At 28.7% G+C, this 24,436-nt stretch carries 20 protein-coding genes; 1 reads left to right on the top strand and 19 read right to left on the bottom strand.

The genetic code is table 11. From position 1 onward, the window contains the following. Nucleotides 1-62 precede the first annotated feature (62 nt). From HPRAE_RS06635 to HPRAE_RS06660, 6 genes are all read right to left on the bottom strand, one after another. Nucleotides 63-1,250: a membrane protein gene (locus HPRAE_RS06635; RefSeq protein ID WP_014553456.1), complete on the bottom strand. Its 1,188-nt coding sequence runs from the start codon at nucleotides 1,248-1,250 to the stop codon at nucleotides 63-65. A gap of 168 nt (nucleotides 1,251-1,418) precedes the next feature. Continuing rightward, entirely contained in the window at nucleotides 1,419-2,822 is a 1,404-nt protein-coding gene (locus HPRAE_RS06640) for a PTS fructose transporter subunit IIC (RefSeq protein ID WP_014553457.1), read from the bottom strand. Between the two features lie 41 nt (nucleotides 2,823-2,863). Continuing rightward, a complete protein-coding gene (locus HPRAE_RS06645) occupies nucleotides 2,864-3,313 on the bottom strand; it encodes a PTS sugar transporter subunit IIA (RefSeq protein ID WP_014553458.1) in 450 nt (149 codons plus the stop codon). Between the two features lie 21 nt (nucleotides 3,314-3,334). Further along, entirely contained in the window at nucleotides 3,335-4,267 is a 933-nt protein-coding gene (locus HPRAE_RS06650) for a 1-phosphofructokinase family hexose kinase (RefSeq protein WP_014553459.1), read from the bottom strand. Between the two features lie 21 nt (nucleotides 4,268-4,288). Next, nucleotides 4,289-5,050, bottom strand: coding sequence for a DeoR/GlpR family DNA-binding transcription regulator (locus HPRAE_RS06655; protein ID WP_014553460.1), 762 nt, complete (start codon nucleotides 5,048-5,050; stop codon nucleotides 4,289-4,291). A gap of 178 nt (nucleotides 5,051-5,228) precedes the next feature. Beyond that, nucleotides 5,229-6,548, bottom strand: a complete 1,320-nt coding sequence (locus HPRAE_RS06660) for a pyruvate carboxylase subunit B (protein WP_014553461.1) — start codon at nucleotides 6,546-6,548, stop codon at nucleotides 5,229-5,231. A gap of 306 nt (nucleotides 6,549-6,854) precedes the next feature. Between HPRAE_RS06660 and HPRAE_RS10915 the strand changes: the two genes are divergently transcribed. Then, complete coding sequence (locus tag HPRAE_RS10915; protein ID WP_014553462.1) at nucleotides 6,855-8,246, top strand: sensor domain-containing diguanylate cyclase; 1,392 nt, start codon at nucleotides 6,855-6,857, stop codon at nucleotides 8,244-8,246. Between the two features lie 82 nt (nucleotides 8,247-8,328). Here the strand turns inward: HPRAE_RS10915 and HPRAE_RS06670 are convergent, their stop codons facing one another. The 13 genes from HPRAE_RS06670 to HPRAE_RS10920 form a co-directional block, all read right to left on the bottom strand. After that, entirely contained in the window at nucleotides 8,329-8,631 is a 303-nt protein-coding gene (locus HPRAE_RS06670) for a PTS sugar transporter subunit IIA (protein ID WP_014553463.1), read from the bottom strand. Nucleotides 8,632-8,654: 23 nt separating this feature from the next. Then, a complete protein-coding gene (trhA, locus tag HPRAE_RS06675) occupies nucleotides 8,655-9,284 on the bottom strand; it encodes a PAQR family membrane homeostasis protein TrhA (RefSeq protein WP_014553464.1) in 630 nt (209 codons plus the stop codon). A 161-nt stretch (nucleotides 9,285-9,445) separates the two neighbouring features. Next, on the bottom strand, nucleotides 9,446-10,858 hold the full coding sequence (locus tag HPRAE_RS06680; protein ID WP_014553465.1) for a phosphoglucomutase/phosphomannomutase family protein: 1,413 nt from the start codon (nucleotides 10,856-10,858) through the stop codon (nucleotides 9,446-9,448). Between the two features lie 14 nt (nucleotides 10,859-10,872). Then, the gene (locus tag HPRAE_RS06685) at nucleotides 10,873-13,266 is read right to left on the bottom strand and encodes a glycoside hydrolase family 94 protein (protein WP_014553466.1); all 2,394 of its coding nucleotides are present in this window, start codon (nucleotides 13,264-13,266) and stop codon (nucleotides 10,873-10,875) included. A 27-nt stretch (nucleotides 13,267-13,293) separates the two neighbouring features. Next, a complete protein-coding gene (locus HPRAE_RS06690) occupies nucleotides 13,294-14,169 on the bottom strand; it encodes a carbohydrate ABC transporter permease (RefSeq protein WP_014553467.1) in 876 nt (291 codons plus the stop codon). A gap of 60 nt (nucleotides 14,170-14,229) precedes the next feature. After that, complete coding sequence (locus HPRAE_RS06695; protein ID WP_218915744.1) at nucleotides 14,230-15,030, bottom strand: carbohydrate ABC transporter permease; 801 nt, start codon at nucleotides 15,028-15,030, stop codon at nucleotides 14,230-14,232. A gap of 132 nt (nucleotides 15,031-15,162) precedes the next feature. Beyond that, nucleotides 15,163-16,410 (bottom strand): ABC transporter substrate-binding protein, encoded by a 1,248-nt coding sequence (locus HPRAE_RS06700; RefSeq protein WP_050755999.1) that lies wholly within the window; start codon nucleotides 16,408-16,410, stop codon nucleotides 15,163-15,165. A 199-nt stretch (nucleotides 16,411-16,609) separates the two neighbouring features. After that, nucleotides 16,610-16,930, bottom strand: coding sequence for a PTS sugar transporter subunit IIA (locus HPRAE_RS06705; protein ID WP_014553470.1), 321 nt, complete (start codon nucleotides 16,928-16,930; stop codon nucleotides 16,610-16,612). Nucleotide 16,931: 1 nt separating this feature from the next. Then, a complete protein-coding gene (locus HPRAE_RS06710) occupies nucleotides 16,932-18,200 on the bottom strand; it encodes a PTS sugar transporter subunit IIC (RefSeq protein WP_014553471.1) in 1,269 nt (422 codons plus the stop codon). Further along, a complete protein-coding gene (locus HPRAE_RS06715; protein ID WP_014553472.1) occupies nucleotides 18,201-18,518 on the bottom strand; it encodes a PTS sugar transporter subunit IIB in 318 nt (105 codons plus the stop codon). 37 nt (nucleotides 18,519-18,555) lie between these two features. After that, nucleotides 18,556-21,378, bottom strand: a complete 2,823-nt coding sequence (locus HPRAE_RS06720) for a sigma-54-dependent transcriptional regulator (protein ID WP_014553473.1) — start codon at nucleotides 21,376-21,378, stop codon at nucleotides 18,556-18,558. Nucleotides 21,379-21,517: 139 nt separating this feature from the next. After that, complete coding sequence (gene deoD / locus HPRAE_RS06725) at nucleotides 21,518-22,219, bottom strand: purine-nucleoside phosphorylase (protein WP_014553474.1); 702 nt, start codon at nucleotides 22,217-22,219, stop codon at nucleotides 21,518-21,520. Between the two features lie 54 nt (nucleotides 22,220-22,273). Next, a complete protein-coding gene (locus tag HPRAE_RS10920) occupies nucleotides 22,274-24,358 on the bottom strand; it encodes a methyl-accepting chemotaxis protein (RefSeq protein WP_014553475.1) in 2,085 nt (694 codons plus the stop codon). Between the last annotated feature and the right edge of the window lie 78 nt (nucleotides 24,359-24,436).

The raw sequence follows: 24,436 nt of genomic DNA on the forward strand, positions 1-24,436 counted from the left end.
TTGAGAGCAAACTTTCACTCTATCACCTAATCAGAACAAGTGTAAAAATCAACCTCTAATTTTTACAGAAGCTTAACAAAGAAACCAGCAATAATAACTGAAGCTATAGTTACTGTTGTAAAGCCACCAACTAACATTTTAGGCAGCATTTCATCAATAACATATTTATATTCTGCATCATCTTTAGTTGTTGATCTAGCCGATTCTATTGTTAGTATATAATCAGCTGGAAAACCATATAAAGAGGTCATTGCAATTGAAAAAGCCATTTCCTTTGTATAACCAAGCATTTTTCCTATAATCATAGAAAATACAGCCATACCAAAAACACCAAGTATAATAATTCCAAATAATGGTACTGCTATTTCTGTCAGCATAGATGGTGTTGCCTTAGATAAACCTGCGAAAATAAAAGCCATTAAAATTGTCATAAGAAAACCAAAAGAACCTGATTTAACAAGTGCTTTTTCTTCTAAAAATCCAATTTCTCTTCCAATAACTCCAAATAATAAACATACTACAAACTGGTTAATATGCAATATTGGAGCAGCAGCAACAGCTAAAGCAGCAACAATTCCTAACTTTAATAAAATTGCATATGTAGTCTGAAACTTTTCAGGTAATGGTGGAAAGATAACAAAATTTCTTTTTTCTTTTTCCGATTCAACTTCAGCCTTTTTAGAATGATTGGGCTCTACCTCTCCATTTTTTACTTTTGTGGCAAGTCGTTTAGCTTCCTTTTTTAACATCAGTGCAGTAATTGGATAACCAAAAAACCCCTGCATTATATACATTGATGTTGCTAATACAGCAACAGCTGTTAATCCTCTTTCACTGGCAGCTGTTGACATTAAAATAGAAGCAACTACCCCACCTGTTAATGGAGGTGTTGCTGCAACAACAGTTTCCCAGCCGAAAATAAAATTACCAATTGTCATTGTCATGGCTATAATTCCTAAAACACCACTAAAAGCAATTATAACCGTTTTCCACTGAGCCAAAAGCTCTTTAACACTCATTAAAGTTCCCATATGTGTTAACAAAAGATACATAGATAAATACACAATTGGTTTTGCAAAAGAACTTTGAGTCACAATATCTGCTGGCAAAATAGTCCAAAAACCAATTAAAAATAAAACTGCTGAAACAAAAACTGACGGAACTAAAGCTTTTGTCTTGATTGAAACAAATTCACCCACTGCCAAAATCAATAAAACAATACTAAATGCTTGCACTACGTTTAAATCCATTTTTCTCCTCCTCAAATCCTAGCTTCTAAATTTCATTTGATTATAACAAAACTTTTAACTGATTACAATCATTATAAAAAAATTAAATCGAAAATAAATAATTAATATATCTTAATTAAAAAATACAAAAAAAGAGAAGGATTTAATTTCCCTCTCTCTTTTTTGTTCTTATTTAGTTAATTTAGGTTTTAATATTCTCAACATTAAAGCTGTAATTACCGTTCCTATAATTATTGCTAAAGCATAAAAACCAATATTAGTAACAACATTAGGAATTGGGAGTACAAATATTCCACCATGTGGTGCTTTTAAGCCAACTCCAAAGAACATTGATAAAGCACCAGTAACTGCAGAACCAGCCATAATAGAAGGGATTACTCTAATTGGATCAGCTGCTGCAAAAGGAATAGCTCCTTCAGTAATAAAAGAAAGCCCCATAAACCAGGCAGGTTTTCCTGCTTCAATTTCTTGACGATTAAATCTGCTTTTAAATAAGGTAGTCGCTAATGCCAGTCCTAACGGTGGTGTCATTCCTGCGGCCATAATAGCTGCCATTGGACCATAGATTCCTGAACCCAAAAGTCCAACTCCAAATGTATAAGCTGCTTTATTAACAGGACCTCCCATATCAAAAGCCATCATTGCTCCTAAAAGGAGTCCTAAAAAAACTGCATTAGCATCAGTTAATCCTTGTAACCAAGATTCTAAACCTGTCATTATTCCTTCTACTGGTGGTCCAATTACATAAATCATGGAAAGTCCTACAATTAAACTAGAAAGGAAAGGCAAAACTAAAACAGGCATTAATCCTTGAAGGCTTTGAGGAAGTTTAATCTTTTCTTTTAACCATTGAGTTAAATATCCAGCAAAAAAACCAGCAATAATTCCACCTAAAAATCCTGCTCCAAGGTCACTAGCTAGCATTCCGCCAATCATACCAGGAGCTATACCAGGGCGATCAGCAATTGAAAAAGCTATATAGCCAGCTAAAATTGGAACCATTAAAGCAAAAGCAGATCCTCCACCAATTTTCATCAAAGCAGCAGCTAATGTTCCTTCCTGTTCAGCTGCATTAATACCAAAAACAAAAGATAAAGCTATTGCTAAACCACCAGCTACAACAAAAGGAAGCATAAAAGAAACACCAGTCATTAAATGTTTATAAGGGCCTGATCTTTTTTCTTTTCTTTTAGCTTTTTGATCACTAACCTGACTTTGAAGATTAGAATTTTTTTCTGCTTTTATTTCTTCTTTTTCTTCAGCATTTTCAGCTTTGGCCAGTGCTTGCTTGATTAAAGCTTTTGCATCGTCAATAGCATCAGCCACAGCGACTTCTACAATTGGTTTACCACTAAAACGATCTTTGCTAACATTTGTATCAGCAGCAATAATTACTGCATCAGCCTCTTTAATATCTTGATCACTTAACTCATTCTCTACTCCAACTGATCCTTGAGTTTCTACTTTTATTTCTAAATTCATTTTTTTAGCTACTTCTTCTAAAGATTCCGAAGCCATATAAGTATGAGCTATTCCAGTTGGACAGGAAGTTACAGCAATAATTTTTTTCATAAATTATTCCTCCTCATTTTTAAGCATATTACAAATTATAATTAAATTTTTTCTAAAATACTCATTACCTCATCTTCATTTTTTGCTTCTAATAAATTATTTCTAAAGTCATCATGAATCAACTGTCTAGAAAGCTGGGCTAAGAGTTTTAAGTGTTTGTCATGAGATTCTTCTGGTACTGTAATTAAGAAAAATAAATGACTTAATTTTTCATCCATTGAACCATAATCAATCCCTATCTTTGATCGTCCAAAGGCTACTGCTGGTTTTTTAACTGCATCACTTTTAACATGTGGAATAGCAACTCCTTTACCGACTCCTGTAGTTCCTTTTTCTTCTCTTTCCATTGCTTTTTTTATTACTTCTTTTTTATCAATAATTACTTCATTTTGTGCCATAATTTCTATCATTTCTTTAATAACTGAATCCTTATCTTTACTTTCCAAATTCATCTTGATTAAATTCTCATTTATAAATTCTTTAATGTCCATTATTATACCCCTTTCTTAATTTTAATAAATTTTTTCTATTTGAATCATATTTTCCATTTTTTCAATCAAAGCTTTATCTATTTTATTAATAGAACCACTTTGAACAAAGGCAGTCGCTAAAGCAGTAGCAAATTTCCCAGTTGCTTTGAGATTTTGAGCTTTATCTATTTGAGCAGCTATACCACCAACCATTGTATCTCCTGCTCCAACTGTTGTTTGAGAAATTTTAACTTGAGGTGTAGAAATTCTGTAAGCTTCAGCAGCAGATGCTATAAAAGCCCCTTCTGCTCCTAAAGAAATCATTACGATATTCACCCCTTGAGCTAATAGATATTCAGCCCCTTTTTTTAAATCCTGATTATTTTTAATTTTTTTTCCTAATAAATTTTCAATTTCTTCTAAATTTGGTTTAACTAAATAAGGAGCCTTTTTTAAAGCTAATTTAAACTCTTTTCCAGAACTGTCTAAAATAACTTTAGTATCTTTTTCTTTTGCTTTATCAATCAACTCAGCATAAATATTTTTATCTACTTTATTTGGTAAACTACCTGATAAAACAACTATTTTATTTTTTGTAATTGCTTTATTAAAAGCAAATTTAAAATCATCAATATCTTTTCTACTAACTTTTCCTTTTTCATTTATTTCAGTTTCTTGATTTGTTTTTCTTTCTTTAATTTTTAAATTTTGCCTTGTCTCAAATTTTGACCAAATAAGATCAGAATCAATTCTATTATTAGTTAGAATAGAAGCTATTTTTTTACCATTATCACCACCAATAATTGCTAAAGCTTTATTTTTAATCTTTAATTTTGTTAAAACTTCGGAAACATTAATCCCTTTTCCTCCAGCAAGAATACTTGTTTTACTAACTCTATTTAATTTTCCCTGTTTTAGTTTTTCTAAGATAATAACTTTATCTAAGGCTGGATTTAAAGTAACTGTTAAAATCATTTTTTTACCTTCCTCTCTAAATTAAGTTAAAATTATCTCAATTTCTTTTTCATTTAGAGCTTGCTCTTTAGTTTGCTCAATCGAATCTGTAATTATAAAATTAATTTGTTTTAATTTAGCAAATTTATAAAAATAGACTTCTTCCCATTTGCTTTGATCGAATAAGAGAAAATTTTCTCCGGCTATTTCTAAGGCTATTTCTTTAATTTTAGCTTCTCTTAAATCAGGAGTAGTTGCAGCAGAATCTAAACTGAATCCATTAGCACCAATAAAACTTTTATCAACTCGCAATTTTCTTAAAGAATCTTCAGCTAAAGGACCAATCATAGCTTCAGTTGACCATTTAAAATTACCACCAATAACTACTAGTTCACAGTCTAAATCAATTTCGTTTATTTTATTTATTATATGGAGAGCATGAGTTACAATTGTTAAGTCTTTTTTATTTTTTAAATTATCAATTATATACCTTGTAGTAGTTCCTGCGTCAATAAAAATTGTATCTCCATTTTTTATTATCTCGGCTGCTGTTTTACCAATTTCTTTTTTTTCAGGAGCTAATTTATCTTCCTTTTCTTTAAAACTAGGCTCTAATTTACTAGTTCCACTTAAAATTGCTCCACCATGTGTTCTCCGAATAAAGCCATTTTTTTCGAGTTCACTTAAATCTCGGCGAATTGTTGCTCGAGAAACATCAAATTTTTTACTTAACTGTTTAACACTTGCCCTTTTCTCTTTTTTTAAAAGTAATATTATTTCTTTTCTTCTTTCTTCTGCAAACATGAAAAAAACCTCTTTTCTCATTTATGAGTTTTTATGTTTATTTGCTTTCGTTTATTGTTGTTTATAATTATATACTGTTCGTTTTTGTTTGTCAACACAATTTTCAAAAAACTTAGATAAAAATTATTTCTTTCAGCAATAAAAAAACTGCCGAATTAATTTCGACAGTTTTAATAATTTATTTATTTTTTAAAAATTGTTCTGCAACTTCTGGAAATAATAGATAAGATAAAATATCTTCTTCCCGACTACTTAAATCTTTAATTTCAGCTGCAGCTTTTTGATAGGCTGGTTCCAAATTATCTGCAGGCCGATTAGTTATTACCTCATCTTTACTTATAATCTCTTCAATTAAATCTTGATTTACTTCTCCTGGAGGAGTACCATACATTCCTCTTAAATAATTTTTAAATTCATTTGAAACAAAACTATATCTTTTACCAGTCACAACATTAAACACTGCCTGTGTTCCTACAATTTGACTAGTTGGCGTTACAAGTGGAGGATAACCTAAATCTTTTCGTACTTTTGGTATTTCTGTTAATATTTCTTCATAACGATCTAACTGATTTTGCTCCCTTAATTGATTTCTGAGATTAGAAAGCATTCCTCCTGGTAATTGATTAATAATAATTCTTGGATCAACCTCATAAGAGCCCAGATAATCTTGATATTTATCCCTAACTTCTCTAAAATATTCACCCATTATTTCTAATTTAGTCGAATCTAGTTCAGAACTATAATCAGCTCCAGTAAGAGCAGCAGCCATAGTTTCTGTAGTTGGCTGAGCAGTACCAGAACTAAAAGCAGAAATTGAAGTGTCAATAATATCAACTCCAGCTTCAATTGACTTTAAATATGTCATAAAAGCAAAACCAGCTGTATTGTGACTATGAATTTCAATTGGTATTTCAATTTCTGTTTTAAGTTTTTTTATCAGACCATAAGCTGTAAAAGGTTTTAATAAACCAGCCATATCTTTAATACAGAGAGAATCAATACCTGTTTCAGCTAATTTTTTTGCTTTTTCAACAAAAGTATTGCTATTATGAATAGGACTTGTAGTATAAACAATAGTACCTTGAGCTTCTGCTCCATATTTTTTAGTATACTCTATAGCTTTTTCCATATTCCTAATGTCATTTAAAGCATCAAAAATTCTAATTATATCAATACCAGTTTCAATTGATTTTTTTATAAATTTTTCTAAAACATCATCAGGATAATGTTTATAACCTAATATATTTTGACCTCTTAAAAGCATTTGTAATTTTGTGTTTTTTATCTCTTTTCTAATTGTAGCTAAACGCTGCCAGGGGTCTTCATCTAAAAATCTCATACAACTATCAAAAGTTGCTCCTCCCCAAACTTCTAAAGCATAATAGCCAGCTTGATCTATAGTTTTTAAAATGGGAACTATATCTTCAGTTTTTAACCTTGTTGCGATCAAAGACTGCTGTCCATCTCTTAATACTGTTTCTGTAAATTTTACTGTCATTTTTTACCACCTAATTTAATTTATTTTCTAAACTAAAGTACAAATTATTTAACTAATAAAACTAAATTATTATTAAATAAAGCTAAATAATTTAAATAAGATTTTTTAAATCAAAAATATTTCTATAAACAAAGATATCACAAAAAAGAGAGTTAATCAACCGTCGGTCGAAAAAAATATTTTGTATTTTTTAAAAGTAAAACAACTTGCTTTGAAGGTCTTTTCTTTGTTATCTAGAAATATTTTAATATATTAGCTAAATTATATTATTTTAATTGAGCCTATTCTCCTCTAAAGGAGGTTAAAATGTTAAATCATTTAAAAAGAAAAGAAGTTTATAGTTCTCTGATTTTAACTATTTTAATTTTCATTCTTCTTTTTTTACCTTTAAGTTTATATCTGAGTAATATATATAAAGATTTTTTATTAGAAAAACAAAGATTAGAAACTCAAAAACAATTAAATTATTACACTCTTAATCTTAACAACCAATTAAATGAAAGGTTTAGTTTATTAACTGGTTTAGAAGCTTTTGTTAAAAATAATTGGGAAGAAAGTATAAATCAAAATAATTTTATTAATTTTACTAATGGACTCTATTTTTCAACTTCAGGTATTAGAAATTTTATCATTGCTCCTGAAGGTATTAATCAATATGTTTATCCACTTAATAATAATCAAGAATCTATAGGTCATAATCTCTTAAAAGATCAACGAATTGAAGTCCAAAAAGATATTAAAAAAACACTAACAACTAAAAAATTAATTGTTAGTGGTCCTTATAAACTAAGACAAGGTGGCTTAGGAATCATTTTAAGAAAGGCTCTTTTTAGAAATTCAAATTTTTGGGGTTTAATTACAATGGCTTTAGATTTAACAACAATTTATAAAAATTTAGGTCTGGATAATCCTAATTTAATGATTGATTTAGCTATTAAAAGTGATGGAAATATATTTTTTGGCAAAAAGAATATTTTTAATTCAAATCCTGTAGTTAATGAATTAAAATTTAAAAATAAAAAAATTGAAATAGGAGCAATCCCAAATCAAGGTTGGGACAACTCAATCAAAGAAAATAATAGAACTTTTAATTTGCTCTTGATTTTTATTAACTTTTTAATTTTAATTATTATTTATAGTTTAAGTTACCGTGAGCAAAAAATTAAATATATTGTAACAAAAAAGACTAGAGATTTAAAAGAGAAAAATAAAATTTTAAATCAAAAAAAAGAAATAATAAAATATCAGGCTTTTCATGATCAGTTAACTGAACTTTATAATCGAAGATTTTTTGAAGAAAAATTAAAGAATATGGATAATAAAGAGCAATTACCTGTTTCTGTTATTATAGCTGATGTAAATGGGCTCAAAATAATGAATGATACTTATGGGCACCATTTTGGAGATGAATTGCTCCAAAAAATAGCTAAAATTCTTAAGTCAGTAATTAGAGAAGAAGATGTGTTAGCACGTTGGGGAGGAGATGAATTTGCTCTTTTACTGCCTAATACTAATTTAAAAGAGGCAAAAGAAATTGTTAAACGAATTAAAACAATAACTAAAAGAAAAAAATGTAAAGATCTTTCCATCTCTGTAGCTATTGGTCTTGCTGTTAAAAATAAGGCTGAACAAAATATATATGAGATAATAAAAAAAGCAGACAATAAAATGTATCAAGATAAAAAAAATGGTAGATAGTAAACTTCACCATCTAAATTATAATTTAGATGGTGTTTTTTTAAAATATTTAGATGAATTTTCTTATTAGACTTAGCTAAAATTATATTTTTTGATATAAATCTATAAATTCTCGAGCCATATCCTTCAGTAAAATAGCTGTCATTAAATGATCTTGGGCATGAGTAAGCAGCAGACTGCTTTCTACTTTTTCTCCTCCTGCTTCTTTTTTTATTAATTCTGTTTGTTTTAAATGAGCTTTAATCAATTTATTATCTGCTATTTTAAATATTTTCTCTGCCTCTTTAAAATCATTAGTTTTAGCATATTGAATAGCTTCTAAAAAATTTTTCTTTACTTCTCCACTCAAAGAAATAATTTCAATTAAATTTTCTTGTATATCCATCACTACCCTCTCCTCATCTTAATTTATCCTAAAGCAATAAAAACCATTAGATAATGTAAAATACCACCAGCTAAAATAAAAAAATGAAAAATCTCATGAAAACCGAAATTAGGAGTTATTTTTGGTTTTTTTACTATATAAAAAACTGCTCCTGCAGTAAATAATAAGCCTCCACCAAACATCAAAATTAAATTAGCAAGTGGCATTGTAAAAAATAATTGGTGAAAAGCAAAAATCCCCACCCATCCCATTAAAAGATAGATTATTGTATATAAAATTCTAGGAGTCTTAAAATACATGAATTTAAAGAAAAAACCACCTAAGACAAGGCTCCATTGAACAATCATAATTGTCCATTTCAGCCAACCTTCTAAATATAAATAAGCAACTGGAGTATAGGAGCCAGCAATCATTACAAAAATAGCAAAATGGTCTAATTTTCTCCAAATAGAATCTTCGTTATCTTGTTTTTTAAAAGCGTGATATAAAGAGCTAGCTAGAAATAAAAAAGCTACTGAAGCTCCATAAACAATAGCTATAATAATTTTATCTGGACTTTCTAAAGCTCTAAAAATCAATAATCCTAAACCAACTAAAGCCAAAAGAAAACCAACAAAATGAGAATAAAATGAAATTCTTTCTTCTTTTTTCATCTTGAACCTCCTTGATATTAATAATATTATTTCACTTTAAATTAAATAATACCACTAAGTCTTTAATAATTTTAATTTCTATAGTTAATTATATCATCTATTCCCAAAAAACCAAAAATAAAAAGTCTGGATATTAATACCCAGACTAAAAAATATTATTTTTATAATTCTAAAAAATTTTTCATTTTTAATATTAATTCTTTAGCTTTAGCTCTAGTTTTCATTTCTGAAAAAATTCTTAATAAAGGTTCTGTTCCAGAAAACCTTACAATTATCCAGCCATCATTTTCAAAATAAACCTTAACTCCATCTTGATAACTAATATCTTTGATTCCATATTTAAATTCTGGAAATTTTTTATCAACAAACAGTTTTTGGATTAAAACAGCCTTTTCTTTAACTGTAAATTCAAGATCACTTTCAGCAGCAGCAAATTTTCCGAATTTAGCCTGAATTTCTGTCAATAATTCTGATAACTTTTTATTTGTTACACTCAACATTTCTATTAAGATACTAGCAGCAAAAATTCCATCTTTTCCTTTAATATGACCTCTAATTGTTAAACCACCACTACTTTCTCCTCCAATTAAAGCATTTTTAGCTTCCATTGTCGAACTAATATGTTTAAATCCAACTGGAACTTCATAACATTCTTCTCCATAGTAAGCAGCTATTTTATCTAATAGATGAGTTGTAGCTACATTTCGCACTACTCCACCAGTCCAGCCTTTATATTCTAATAAATAATAATATAATAAGGCTAAAATTTCATTTGGATGAATAAAATTACCTTTTTCATCTATAATTCCTAATCTATCTGCATCACCATCAGTTCCGATTCCTAAATCATAATCACTCTCTATAACCATATTTTTAAGTTGATTTAAAGTATGATTATTAGGTGAAGGCAGTCTTCCTCCAAATAAAGTATCATGACGATCATTAATTGTATCTACTTCACAACGAGCAGTAATCAAAATTGTCTGCAGTGAAGTTTTAGATACTCCAAACATTGGATCTAATAAAATTTTCATATTACTTGCTTTAATTGCTTTAGTATCAAGCATTGAAATTATAGTATCAATATAATTATTAAAGGGATCAATGATTTTTACTAAATTCTTTTCTTTTGCTTTTTCAAAATCAATAAACTTAACTTCAACTAAATTTAATCTGCTTATTTTTTTTTCTATTTCATTTGTAATTTCTTCTGTTGCATCTCTACCACCTTTAGTAAATAATTTAACTCCATTATAATCAGCTGGATTATGACTAGCAGTAATTGCTGCTCCATAAAAAGAACCATATTCCTTGACTGTATGCATAATTAATGGTGTTGGTGATATTTTTTGAATAAAATAGACTTTAATTTGGTTTGCACTTAAAACTTCTGCCACCCATTTAGCTGCTTTATCTGATAAAAATCTTCTATCATGGCCAATAACAAAGCCTTTAGCTGCTACTTCTTGTTCTAAGATCAAATTAGCTAAAGCTTGAGCCAACAACTGAACATTTTCCTTAGTAAACTCTTCTCCAATTTTCGCTCTCCAGCCACCAGTTCCAAATTCTATCATAATCTCCCTCCCTTTCATCCCATTGTCACTATTATATTATTAATACTACCTGATTTTTGTTGGGGAATAATTTTATCAATTTCTTCTCCATTTAAAGTTATTTTTTTAACTCCTTTTTCTACCTGATCTGGATTAAAAACTTTAATTTTATATTCTGCTCCCCGCCACTTTCTTCTAACAGAAAATTGATCCCAATCAGCAGGAATACAGGGATCAACTATTAATCCTTGATAACTAACTCTAACTCCTAAAATCCATTTAGTTACAGCTTGATAAGCCCAACCAGAGCTACCAGTGAGCCAGGGATGTCTTGCTTTACCAAAATCTTCATGATCTTTTCCCAGAATAAATTGACAATAAGAATAAGGTTCTGCTTCTCTAATTTCTATTTCATCATTTTGACTTACAGGTAAAAGAGCATTATAAAACTTCATTGCTCTACTACCTCTACCCAGTTTTGCCTCTGCTATCCAGGCCCAAGGATTAGGATGACTAAAAATCGATCCATTTTCTTTAATCCCAGGATAAACTCTAGTTACAAAACCGATTTCATCATCAGATTTAGTATAAGAAGGAGCATTTAAATGTAATCCATATTTTGAATATAAAAATTCATCTACAGCATCCATTGCTTTAATCCCTCTTTTTTTAGTTGCAACCCCAGAGATTACTGCCCAAGTATTAGATTCTAAATGGACTTTACCTTCTTTATTTTCTTTAGAACCAATCTTATTTCCACTTCCTGTTATTCCTCTTAAGTACCAATTACCATCCCAGAGATTTTCCCGACAGGCTTTTTTAACTTTTGCTGCAATTTTAGAATATTTTTTAAAGTCAGCTTTTTTATTTAAAAAATTTGCTGTTTCAATAAATATTTCTAAAGCCCAGTGGTGTAAAAAAGATACCATTGCACTTTCACCACCACCTAAATTTAAACAATCATTCCAATCAGCTCTAAGACCTTTACAAATTCCAGTAGCACCAACCTGTTCAGTAGAAAAATCTAATATTTTCTTTAAGTGCTCATAAACTGTGGCTTCACCTTTATCTGCATAACTAATAACTTTTTCAAAAAAATCAAAATCAGCTGTTTCCTTGACATAGTTACACACTGCAGCAACTAACCAGAGAGCATCATCAGAACAGGCATCTTCTATTCCATGAATCATAGATTCTGGATCAGCTTTTGGAACAACTGTTGGAGAATCAAATTCTATTGTTGCTGCTTCTGGATCAAAGCTATCTGGATCAAATAAATGGAGCCCATAACCAGCTTTTGTTTCAGCTCTTAAGAGCTGAATTAATCTCTCTTTAGTTTTTTGAGGGTTAAGATAGGCTGTCGCTAAACTATCTTGAGCAGTATCTCGATAACCTAAACCAGTTCTACCTCCAACTTCAATAAAAGATGCAAAACGAGACCAAACAATACAAGTTTCTGCTTGATAAGGATTCCAGGTATTAAGCATGGTATTTAAAGCCTGATGTGGAGTTTGACATTGAAAAAAACTTAACTTTTTTTCCCAATAAGTATTTAACTTATTAAACTCTTTATCAACTAAATTAAAATCAGAATATTTTTTTCTCATTTTTTGAGCTTTTTCTCTCTTGCCAACTCCTAAAATTAAAATAAAACGTTTTTCCTCACCAGCAGCTAAATTAAATTCTTTATTTAAAGCAGCACAATGATTACCACCTTTTTTACTGCTATTAGAACAAATTCCTCTAACTAAAGCAATTGGATTAGCTTCACTTCGATAATCACCAATAAACTTATCTCTAAGGCAATCATAACTATCTGCTTGAAAATCAGCTGTGAAATAATGGTATTTTCTAGGGTCATAATAAAAATCATATTCTATAATTCCATCCTGATAACTGCTACCTGCTGCATATAAACTCATCTGAAAGTTCTGATTATCAATATCTATTTCGTGAAAAGAAAATTCTAAATAAGAAAATAAACTTAAATTACGATCAAGAGCTCCTTCATTTTTTATTTTAAAATCCCAAATTTCTAAATCATCTGCTAGAGGTACAAAAATGGTTTTTTCTGCTTTAAGATCTTTATAATCACATTTAAATTTTGAATATGATAAACCATGACGGACTTCATAATTAGCCTGATTTAAATTTTTAGCTACTGGCTGCCAAGAAATACTCCAATAATCTCCATCATCTTGATCTCGTAGATAAAGGTAGTGACCAGGTCTATCAAGTGGAATTGAATTTGCTCTAAATTTTGTTATTCTATGATGTTGAGCACTTTTATAAAAAGAATATCCTCCAGCATTTTGAGAAATAACTGTACAAAAATCTTTAGTACCTAAATAATTTGTCCAAGAAACTGGTATATCTGGTCTTTGAATAACATATTCTCTATTTTTATCATCAAAAAATCCGTATTTCATCTTTAAATCTTCCTCTCTCTAGTTTTTTTAGCCTTTAACTGCCCCTTGAGTTAAACCTTTAATTATATGTTTTTGTAAAATTATATAAACTAATAAGACAGGAATAACTGTTACTATCACTGCTGTTGCTTGTAAACCTAAATCCGTACCATATTGGGATTTAACTTGGTTAAGTAAAACTGTGATTGGCTGTACACTTTTATTTGGAACAAAAACAAGAGCTGAAAAAAGATCATTATAAGACCAAAGAAAGGTAAAAATTCCTACTGTAGCAAAAGCTGGCCTTGAGATTGGAACAAAGATTTTAGTGAAAATTTGCCATCTGTTTGCCCCATCTAACAAAGCAGCCTCTTCAATCTCAGTTGAAATAGAAGCCATATAAGCTGCCAACATCATCGTTGCAAAAACTAAATTTCCAGCTGTATGAGGCAAAATTAAAGCTAAATAAGTATTAACTATCCCTAATTCGATAAAAATTTCATAAACAGGAACTACTGTTACAAAAGCTGGAATCATTAAAGCTACTACAATCATCTTATTGATAAAGCCCTTAAATTTAAATTGAAATCTAGCCATAGCATAACCTGCCATACCTCCAAATAATAAAACTAATAAAACAGTTGTTCCAGACATAATTAAACTGTTTTTATAACTATTTAAAATATTAATTCTTTCAGCTGCTGTAATATAGTTTTCTAAATTAAAAGAACTAGGCAAACTAAAAGGAGAATCCACAATCTGAGTTGTAGTTCTAAAAGAATTATTTGCTACCCAGAGAAGTGGTAAAATTGTTGTAGAAGCCCAGGCAATTAAAATCATATAGATAATAAATTTTGTCATCGAGATTTCTATAAAATAATTTTGAATTTTATTTAATAAATTTTTGGGCGAAAATTTCATCATAATTATTAACACTTCCTTTCCCAACTAAAATTAGATTTCATTAATAAAAGTCCAAACTAGTTAATCAATAGAAACTCCACGATCTCCAATAAATTTATTAGTTAAAGAAGTTACAACTACTCCTAAAATAATTATAAAGATGGCAATTGTAGAACCATAACCAAATAAACGTCTTTGAAAAACGGTACTATACATATAAGTTCCTAAAACTTGAGAAGAGTCAAATGGACCTCCTGCTGTAATAACCCAAACCATATCGAATACTTTTAAGGTTCCTGTAATTGCAAGAACTATACAAACTCTAATATCTTGGAAAATCAGAGGTAAGGTAATTTTAGTAACTCTTTGAAAAGTATTTGCTCCTTCTATTTCTGCTACCTCATATAAAGAATTAGGAATCTTAGTTAGAGCAGTTAGGATAATTACAAAATAAAATCCAACATACTGCCAAATGGTTGGAATCATTACCATTGCAAGTGCTTTTTGAGCATCTAACCAGAGTACTGGCTCCATTTCCAAAAGTTTAAGAATTGAATTCAAAAGTCCAGCATCATAATTATAAAGTAATCTAAATAAAAGACCTAAAGAAGCTGCTGATAAAACAATAGGAAAAAAGAAAGTGGTCCTAAAAAAGTTTTTTCCATATTTAATTAAATCAACAAAAACTGCCAGTAAAATTCCAAGTCCAACTTGAAAAACTACTGCTGCTATCATAAAAATAAAAGTATTTTTAGTAGCTAACCAAACTACAGGATCATTTAATAATTTAATATAATTATCCAAACCAATAAATTCGGGATTAATATTATGGACAGCAAAGAAAAAAGTTTTATAAAAACTTCTAATTATTGGATAAAACAAAAAGATACTCCATAACAATAAAGCTGGTAATAAAAATAAAAAAATTGTTTTTTTATCTTTTTTAAATTTAATTGTCTCCACCTCCAGTAAATAAGAGGGGCAGTTTTAAACTACCCCTACTATTTTTAGAATTTATCTAGCCTGCAATTCTATTTGTCTTACTGTTTCTAAAATATCTGCCGCAGATCTTCTACCAGAAACAATGTATGCTACTCCATCAACTAAAGTTTGCCAAGCTGGACGCTGAATTTGAGCATCAATTGGTAGTGATACATGAGCAGCATTTTTAAACATCTCTAAACCAGCCTGATATGGTTTAGTTAAACCAGCTGGGGTTACATCAGCTGCTGGTAAGCCACCATTTGCTTCTGCAATCTTTTTAATAGCTTCTTTATTTGTTAAATGTTTTAATAGCTCTACAACTAGTTCTTTCTTTTCTTGATCATTATATGCTTCTTTACTTAAGTACATACCAGAAGTAAAACCAGCTATCAAATCACTCTTATTTCCCTTTTCTCCTACTCTAGGATAAGGAACTATAGTTACCCGATTAGCACCTTCATTTTGAGCATCATTAATTGCCCAAGAACCTTCTACTAACATTGCAGCTCTTCCTTGTTTAAAAAGCTGACGAGCACCTGACCAATCTTGAGTTAAAGTATCTTTTTGGAAAGCATCTGCTTTATATAATTCTTCTAGATGTTCTAAACCTTTAATCCACATTGGATTAATACCATCTGCTATACCTGAATCATGTGCTTTTGCTCCTCCAACTTTTAAAATAGCATGTTCAATATTATAATGAGGAGTCATGCCTAATCCAGCTGCCATTGGTACAATATCATTTTCTCTAAAAGTTTTAACTGCTGCTAATAATTCTGTTTTAGTTTCGGGAATTTTAACATCATATTTTTCAAATAAATCTAGATTTACAATTAAGCCTTCATAAAAACCAGTTATTGGTAAAGCATAGATTTTTCCATCACTATATTTTACTTGTTCTAAAACTGAATCTAAAAAACCAGCCTTCCATTCTGGATTATTAGCTAAAATATCGTTAAGAGGAGTTACTCGACCTGATTCCACTATTGGTTTAGCCTGAGAATCTGTAAAATACATTGTAATATCAGGTTCATTTTCTGAAGCAAAATCGTTTTCAATTCTTACTTTGACACTTTCATCTAAAGTTGCAGACTCATCAATTATCTCAACTTGAGGATGTTCAGCTTTAAATTCTGCTATTAGCTCTTCATAAACATCTGAAGCTGGATCAGCACCAGAGAACATCGAATAGATTCTTAATTCCATTGCCCCAGCACTTAAAGAACCTACAGCTAAAACTAAACAGAGAGTTAAAAATACAAAAATACTTTTTTTCATCATTAATTCCTCCTTAGTGTTGTTTAACTATATATAATGCAGAATTTATACCAAAAAATAATTTTTTTGGCTTAAAAATCAAAAAAGGGCCTAGAAATAGAGTTAAAACCCCTATTTAGACCCTTTTTTGATTAATTTAAACAAATTTTAAATTTATTTTGAATAAATAAAAAAGTAAATAATTAATAATTACACACTTTTACACACTTTTTTTAGTGTTAAGTTTTTTATGTAAATCAATAAGTTCTCTTGCCAAATCTTTTAATAAAGAATTTATCATTAAATGATCTTGGCTGTGAGTTAGTAAAATACTGTTAGTAATTTTTTCGCTAGCTTTATCTAACTCAAATAATTTTTTTTGTTTTAAATTAGCTTTTTTTAATTTATCTTCTGCTTTTTTAAAAGAACTTTCTGCTTTTACAACTTCATTATTTTTAGCATAATTAATTGCTTCCATAAATAGATTTTTTGCATCACCACTATAAGATATAATAGTAAAAATCATTTTTTCTAAATTCATCTTAACCTCCCTCTTTAATTCGCTCTGCTAAACTTAGAAAAGGAAAATAGATTAAAACACCAATTAATATATTAAAAATTTGTAAAAAAGAACCTGCAAATGAACCAGTTACTAAAAAGCCACTAATTATCGGAGGAGTTCCCCAAGGTACTAAAGCAATTGTTTTAGGTACAAGTCCAATTAAAATTGCAAAATAGCTGCTCAATGTTAAAATAAGGGGAGTTAAAATAAAAGGAATTAAATAAACTGGACTCATTACAATTGGTAAACCATATAAAATAGGCTCATTAATATTAAATATTGCTTGAGTTGAACTTAATTTCATTAAATCTCTTTTGCGTTTAGAGTTTGAAAATAAATAAATAGCAATTACTAAACTTAAAGTTGTTCCACTTCCCCCTAAATAAACAAAAGAATCAAAAAATGGTTTGGTAAAAATATTAGGAATTGGTAGGTTATTAGAAGCCGCTTGAATATTTTCTTGTAAGGCTGGTAAATATAAAGTCTGGATTACAGGTTCTAAAATATTAGTCCCATGTAAACCTAAAAACCAAAAAAAATGACCAACTAAAACAATAAAAAGTGCTGTAAATAAATTATTAGCTAAACCCATTAAAGGCAGCTGAATTAAACTATAAATTTCAGCAATTATATTTTCAATTCCTAAAAAAGCAAAAAACAATCTAATTAAAGCAAATATAAAAAAAATAGTGGTTGTTGGGATTAAAGCTAAAAAATATCTATTCAAAATTGGAGTCATCGCTCCCTTTACTTTTCTTTTTCTAGCTTTAATTAAGTTCATCATTTTTACATAGATTTCAGTAGCTAAGATTCCAACTAAAATCGCTACTAAAAGTCCGGAACTATCTAACCAGCGAAAAGGAATTCTAAAAGACTGAGCATCTGCCTGAATAATTGTTATAATAAATGAAGAAAAAGAAATTAAAGCAGCAAGTAAGGGGTCATTATCATATGATTGAGCCAAATTATAACTAATCGAAAAAACGATCAATAATGACATTATAGCAAAAGTACCACTATAAATATAGTTAGAAAAAGAAGCCCATTTGCTGCCAAATAGTGAAAGCATATAAGCCTGATAGCTAGAAATTGGAAAATTATTAACTAAAATTGCTAAAGAACCTATAATTGCTAAAGGCATAATTGAAATAAAAGCATCTCGAATCGCTAATAAATGCCTTTGAGAACCAAACTTAGAAGCTAAGGGTACAAATTTATTCTCTAATAACTTAAATAAATTATTTATCATTTATATCACCTTTTTGCCCAAAAGACTAAGGGCTTGGTTCAAAACTGCTTTACCATCTAAACTCCCATACTGAAGACTGTCTATTACCTCAACTTGGATATTAGAATTTTTATAATCTCTTTTCAAATTATTTAAAAGATACTTAACTTGAGGACCTAAAAGAATCAAATCAATTTTTTTAGGATAATTTTTAAGTTCAGATTGAGCTAGAGCTTCTAGCTTAATGTCAAGCTCAGCTTGGGCTGCTATTTCTTTCATTTTAGCAACTAATAAACTTGTTGACATTCCAGCTGTACAAACTAAAACTATAGTTTTCATAGTTATCGCCACCTATAATCCCTTTAATAATTAAGCTTTATTTATATTCTATTTCACTTTGAGTTTCAGAATTATTCAAAAAACTTTCTGCTATATAAGCAATTTCATCTTCGGTAATTTTAACTGCATATTCTCTTTCTAAAAAGTATAATTTTTCTTTAATTTCTTCCATAAAAAAACCATTTTTAGCTTTATAAGACTCTAAATCTGAAAACTTATTTAGCTCTTCTCCTTTTAGCAATTTTTCAATTAGAAAAATAAGGTGTAATAAAATACCAATTTTGACATCAGAGTCAATCTCAATTTGAGCTTGTTTAAGTATTGAATCTATAATATTTTTAACTTCATTCATAATTTTATTACTATTTAATTTATCAAGATGCTTAGTTAAAGATATATTTATTTTATTATATTTATCTAAAACTTCTAATTTAGAATCTAATTTTTTAAAAGCTTTACCAGAAAGAACATCTACTGCTGGAATAAAAGGTAAATCTGCTTCTTTAAGATCAATAGTACTAATAACTGCTAATAAATTATATTCTTTTTGATAAGTTTTTACTTTTTTTATAAATTTATTATAATTAATTATATTTAAAGAAATAATTTTTATTTTTAATTGAGAGTATTTGTTTTCTATAATTTCTTTTAATTTACTTGAGGCACCTTCTCCGGTAAAACAAGCTGTTATAATCAAATTTTTAAGTTCTTTTTGGTCTGAATTAAAATCTTTTTTTGAATTTTGTTTTTTTGTTTTTAATTTAGATTTTTTAGTTTTAATTCTATAACTAAGACAGCTTTTATAAATTTCGTCTAAACTATGACCCAAAATTGCTTTTCTAGAGGCATCAATTACTGTAGCTGTGCTAGCCAGATCAATAATTTTTATTTCTTGACCTTGATTTAACTCAATCATCTCAGCAAAACTAGTTAATGAGCCCATATCTACTAACAATAAGATATCTTTATTTGGAGCTAGCTTTTTAATTTTTTTAGTACTTGTTTCAAAAAAAGTTTGGGCCTTCATTTCCAGAGGCATATCAATTCCTACTGCAAATTCTTCTCCCAATAATTTATTAGCTACTTCAGCCATACTACTTGCAGTTGTATTACCATGCATCAAAATAAAAACTGCTACTTTCGCTTTTGGCTCATCATTAATTTGATAAGGGTTTTCAATTAAAAACATACTAATATAACCAATTTCATCCAAGGGAGTTTCTACTTCAAATTTTTGATCAATTAAAGCAGCAGCTTCCATTGCTGTCATAAATTCCTGAAAATGATTTATTCTAATATTATTTAATTCTGGATGATAAATTTTTTCTCCAGCTTTAATTCTTTCTATACTTTTTTGAAGATGGAGAGCTAATGCTAAAAAAATTTTCTTATCAAAATTACGTTTTAACTTTCTAGATGATAATTTTAAAATAGCTTCTGTTATTTCTACAATTTCTTTATTAACAATTTTATTAATATCAGATTTATTAATTATATCAGGCAGAGATTCTAGATGTTTTTTAAAATGAGATTCGATATCAATATTTAAAATAGCCTGGATTTGTTCTTCATCCATATTTTTATTTCTTAAGCTATTTAATTTATTCTCAATTACATCATAAAAAACTTTATTTAATTTGGCCGCTTCATTTTTATTTTGATTTTGGCTATTAATATTTACTATTTTATTTTCTTCTTGAGCTGAAAATTCTAAGACTTCATTTTGACCTTTAAATAATCTATCTAAATTTTTTCTTTGATTATGTAAATTAAGAATACCTTTTTGGACATGTTCTGGTAAATCTGTTTGAGAAATTAAAATATATTTATTATTTGATGTTTTATAATTTAAAAATGACTTAGCACTTGCCAGCTGAATATCACTTGCTAATTGGCCAATATTATTTGGGCAATCATAAAGCAAAAAAGAAATTAAAGCTTTTCTATTTATATAAATACTATTACCTATATTTTTTGATTCTTCTTTTAAAAAATTTTCAATTAATCGAAAACGTTCTTCTAAACTCCTATTTTTTAGGGTTGGTAACTTAATTACCATTGGAATTCTTCTAATAAAAGTATTTAATAAAAAAGAATTTGGGTTTTCAGTTGTAGCTGCTATTATTTGTACTTCAGCCTTTAATTTATTTTCACTTTCTCCTAAAGGCCTAAAATATCCATTATCAATAAAGGTAAATAACATTTCTTGACCTTGGGGAGGTAGCCGATGGACTTCATCTAAAAACATAACTCCTTGATCTGCTTTTTTTAAAAGTCCTTTTCGATCTTTATTAGCTCCGGTATATGCTCCTTTTTTGACTCCAAAAATCTGTGAAATTAAAAGCTGAGGATTATCAACATAATCAGCACAATTAAATTGAACAAAGGGAGCATCTTTTTTTAACATTTTTGAAACTACTGCAAAATTATGCATTAAGTTTGCAAACATTGATTTTCCAACTCCGGTCTCTCCTAAAAGTAGAGTATGTAAACCATTAGGAGGATACAAAATAGCTGCTTTTGCCTGTTGAATCTGATTTTTCAAACTTCCTTTAGCTCCAATAATTTGATCTAGTTTACTTTTTATTGCTTTATTTTGTTTAATTTGCTTTTGTTTTTTAAAATTATTAGCCTCTTTTTTTTCTATTTCAAAATTAGGCTTATAAAGGACAGGCCTGCCTTTAATTTTAATTAATTTATCTTTTTTAAATAATTCATTTAAATAACGGCTAATATTAGCCCGATCAGCTTCTAACTCAGCTGCAATTTCAGCTGCTGATAAAGCTTCTTTTGCTTGATTTTGATCTATCATTTTTTTTAAACACTGATAAACTTGATCAATTTTTTTAATTTCAATCACCTCATTTAAAAAAACAGCTAAATTTAAATTATCAAAAATAATAATAATTTTGGAAATTTTATAAATAAAAATTAGACTAGAGCCATTATAAATAACAACTCTAGCTAATTTTAAATTTATATTTATTGTTGATAAGCTATTATTCTGCTAACTCTAAAGCAATTTCCATCATGTCAGTAAAGGTTTTTTCTCTTTCTTCAGAGCTTGTTTCGTTACCAGTTACTAAAGAATCACTAACTGTTAAGATACTTAAAGCATCAACACCATATTTAGCAGCTAAAGTAAATAATTCAGCTGATTCCATTTCTACAGCTAAAACTCCATATTCTCTCCATTTTTTCCAGGCATCACTATTATCATTATAAAAAGCATCTGAACTTAAAATAGTACCAACTTTAACTTCAGTTCCCTGCTTTTGGGCCACCTGATAAGCCTTTGATAAAAGTTTAAAACTTGCAGCTGCAGCAAAATCTTTTCCATCAAAACGCATTTTATTAAGATTAGAATTACTACAGGCTGCTTTAGCAAGGATTACATCTCTAACTTGAGCTTCTTCATTAAAAGAACCACAAGAGCCTACTCTAATTAAATTTTTAACTCCATAGTCCCGAATCAATTCATTAACATAAATTGAAAGAGACGGCATGCCCATTCCAGTTCCTTGAGTTGAAACTTTTTTACCTTTATATGTTCCGGTAAAACCATACATTCCTCTTACATTATTATATTGTTTTACATCTTCTAAATAATTTTCTGCTATAAATTTAGCTCTTAAAGGATCACCTGGAAGCAGAATAGTCTCGGCAATTTCTCCTTTTTTAGCACCAATGTGTACACTCATAGATATTCCCTCCTATTTATTTTCAATTCTACTTTATATTATAATATATTATCTTTAAACAGTAAAACCATTAATATTCTTTAAAAGCTCTTTTGACATCGATTTTAACTCAACAGCTGTTTTTAATATTTCAGCTGTAGAGGCTCTTTGATTTTGAGTTGAAGCAGAAATTTGTTCAGAACTAGAAGCAAAATCTTTAGTTACTTTTTCTATATCTTGCATTGACTTTTCTACATTTTCACTTTCTTGACTCATAGAATTAATTTGATTTACTATACTAGTTATAGAACTTTCTAGTTCTTTAGCAACTTGATTTAAATCAGCAAAAATACTATTTGTATTTTTAATACTTGCAACACTAGTATCTACTAAATCTTCATTTTGGTCCATTGAAGCAACTGCTTTTTGAACTCCTAATTGAATTTTAGCTATTAATTTAGATATTTTTGTTGTTGCACCTGCTGATTCTTCTGCTAAAGCTCTAATCTCATCAGCAACAACACTAAATCCTCTTCCAGCTTCTCCAGCTCTGGCTGCTTCAATAGCTGCATTTAAGGCTAAAAGGTTAGTCTGTTGAGAAATATTATTGATTAAATTAACTATATTACCAATTTCTTCAGACATTGAACCTAAATTTTGGATTAGAGCAGAAACTTCTGCAGTTTCTGCAGTTAATTTATTAATATTTTCTATCGAGTTTTGAACACTCTGATCACCTTTGCCTATATTAGAGCTTACTTTTTTAGCTCCAGAGCTTATTTGATCTATATTTTTATCAACAACTTTAATTTCTTTATTTAACTTTTGCATATTATTATTACTTTCCTCAATCTGAGCTAATTGTTCTTCTGAACCAGCGGAAAGATTTTCTACTGCTAAACCAACTTTTTCTGCTCCCTGGCTTACTTTTTTACTATTATGATCCATTTTTTCAGCAGAATTATTTAAATTTTGAGCTTGTTGATTAATTTGACTAATTAAATTATTTAATTCGATTACCATTTCATTAAAAATGCCAGCCATAATTCCAATTTCATCTCTTCTTTTTAAATTCTTACCTTTTATTTTAACTTCTTCTCTTAAATCTCCATTTTTCAATTTTCTAAAAGACTCCATAAAATATGTTAAAGGTTTAAGCTGCCAATTTATAAAAAAGAAACTACTAATTAAAGCAAAAATTATCAATAAAATTGCTACTATCCAAATTCTTTGAGCTAATTTATTAACAGGAGCTAACATTTGCTTAATTGGAATTTCTACAGCTAAAGCCAAATTATCTGCTATTTTATTTTTAATTAAATAACTCACTTTAGTTTCTTTTGTAGCCATAACCTTTTGTTCTATTTTTTCTTCAATAAACCATCTATTTTTTACTTTCCGAGCAAATTCTTTTTTATTTTCAGATCTAATAATTTCTCCTTTGGAATTGATTAATTTATAATTATTAGGGTTCTCAACCTTTAAATTTTGAAGCTCAGAATAAACTATTTGAGGTTTTAAAGCTAAAACTAAATAAGCAATAATTTTTTCTTGTCTATCATAAATTGGTGAATTATATAATAAATAGTTTTGTTTTTCGGATTTATTTATGGTTCCAAAACTTATATTTTGATAAAGTTCTTGACTTAATTTTTCCTTTAAATAATGGTCTTTTTCAGCTAAAGCTTGAGCAGAATAAGCTCTTGAATCAGAAATAACAGTTCCATCTGCCATAGCTAAATAAACATATTCAATGTTATCTACATTTTTTCTAATTGATCTTAAAGCACCAGCAGTTGTATATTGCATCCCCATAAAAGTGTCTATATAAGCTAAAAACTCTTCTTTTTGCTTTTGAGTAGAATTTTGACCTGGATATAATCCTTCCATTAATGAAAAGTAACCATTAAAAGAACTATTTGAAGTAATAGAATTAATCTGCCGATCTAAAATATTAAGCATTGATTCTACATTACTCTGATAAGAATTAGCAACTAAGTTAATATTTTTATCAATTTGATCTCTAACAATTTTAGAAGCGGAATTAAAAGTTAAATAACTTATTGATCCTAAAGCTAATAATAAGATTATAATCATAATCACAGAAATTTTCCATCTTAAAGAATAAAAAAATTTTAATTTTTTTTGAACAGCAGCCATTTTTTTACCTCCAGTTTTTATTTTAAAATTATTTAACTAAACTAATTTTGTTAAACTCCATTTTTGTATATCAAATAA

Source organism: Halanaerobium praevalens DSM 2228, from assembly GCF_000165465.1.
Taxonomy (GTDB): domain Bacteria; phylum Bacillota; class Halanaerobiia; order Halanaerobiales; family Halanaerobiaceae; genus Halanaerobium; species Halanaerobium praevalens.

What these genes read in the sequence shown, in the direction of transcription:
- HPRAE_RS06635 (WP_014553456.1), bottom strand. Translation starts at nt 1,250, where the DNA reads ATGGATTTAAACGTAGTGCAAGCATTTAGTATTGTTTTATTGATTTTG.
- HPRAE_RS06640 (WP_014553457.1), bottom strand. Translation starts at nt 2,822, where the DNA reads ATGAAAAAAATTATTGCTGTAACTTCCTGTCCAACTGGAATAGCTCAT.
- HPRAE_RS06645 (WP_014553458.1), bottom strand. Translation starts at nt 3,313, where the DNA reads ATGGACATTAAAGAATTTATAAATGAGAATTTAATCAAGATGAATTTG.
- HPRAE_RS06650 (WP_014553459.1), bottom strand. Translation starts at nt 4,267, where the DNA reads ATGATTTTAACAGTTACTTTAAATCCAGCCTTAGATAAAGTTATTATC.
- HPRAE_RS06655 (WP_014553460.1), bottom strand. Translation starts at nt 5,050, where the DNA reads ATGTTTGCAGAAGAAAGAAGAAAAGAAATAATATTACTTTTAAAAAAA.
- HPRAE_RS06660 (WP_014553461.1), bottom strand. Translation starts at nt 6,548, where the DNA reads ATGACAGTAAAATTTACAGAAACAGTATTAAGAGATGGACAGCAGTCT.
- HPRAE_RS10915 (WP_014553462.1), top strand. Translation starts at nt 6,855, where the DNA reads ATGTTAAATCATTTAAAAAGAAAAGAAGTTTATAGTTCTCTGATTTTA.
- HPRAE_RS06670 (WP_014553463.1), bottom strand. Translation starts at nt 8,631, where the DNA reads ATGGATATACAAGAAAATTTAATTGAAATTATTTCTTTGAGTGGAGAA.
- trhA (WP_014553464.1), bottom strand. Translation starts at nt 9,284, where the DNA reads ATGAAAAAAGAAGAAAGAATTTCATTTTATTCTCATTTTGTTGGTTTT.
- HPRAE_RS06680 (WP_014553465.1), bottom strand. Translation starts at nt 10,858, where the DNA reads ATGATAGAATTTGGAACTGGTGGCTGGAGAGCGAAAATTGGAGAAGAG.
- HPRAE_RS06685 (WP_014553466.1), bottom strand. Translation starts at nt 13,266, where the DNA reads ATGAAATACGGATTTTTTGATGATAAAAATAGAGAATATGTTATTCAA.
- HPRAE_RS06690 (WP_014553467.1), bottom strand. Translation starts at nt 14,169, where the DNA reads ATGATGAAATTTTCGCCCAAAAATTTATTAAATAAAATTCAAAATTAT.
- HPRAE_RS06700 (WP_050755999.1), bottom strand. Translation starts at nt 16,410, where the DNA reads ATGAAAAAAAGTATTTTTGTATTTTTAACTCTCTGTTTAGTTTTAGCT.
- HPRAE_RS06705 (WP_014553470.1), bottom strand. Translation starts at nt 16,930, where the DNA reads ATGAATTTAGAAAAAATGATTTTTACTATTATATCTTATAGTGGTGAT.
- HPRAE_RS06710 (WP_014553471.1), bottom strand. Translation starts at nt 18,200, where the DNA reads ATGATAAATAATTTATTTAAGTTATTAGAGAATAAATTTGTACCCTTA.
- HPRAE_RS06715 (WP_014553472.1), bottom strand. Translation starts at nt 18,518, where the DNA reads ATGAAAACTATAGTTTTAGTTTGTACAGCTGGAATGTCAACAAGTTTA.
- deoD (WP_014553474.1), bottom strand. Translation starts at nt 22,219, where the DNA reads ATGAGTGTACACATTGGTGCTAAAAAAGGAGAAATTGCCGAGACTATT.
- HPRAE_RS10920 (WP_014553475.1), bottom strand. Translation starts at nt 24,358, where the DNA reads ATGGCTGCTGTTCAAAAAAAATTAAAATTTTTTTATTCTTTAAGATGG.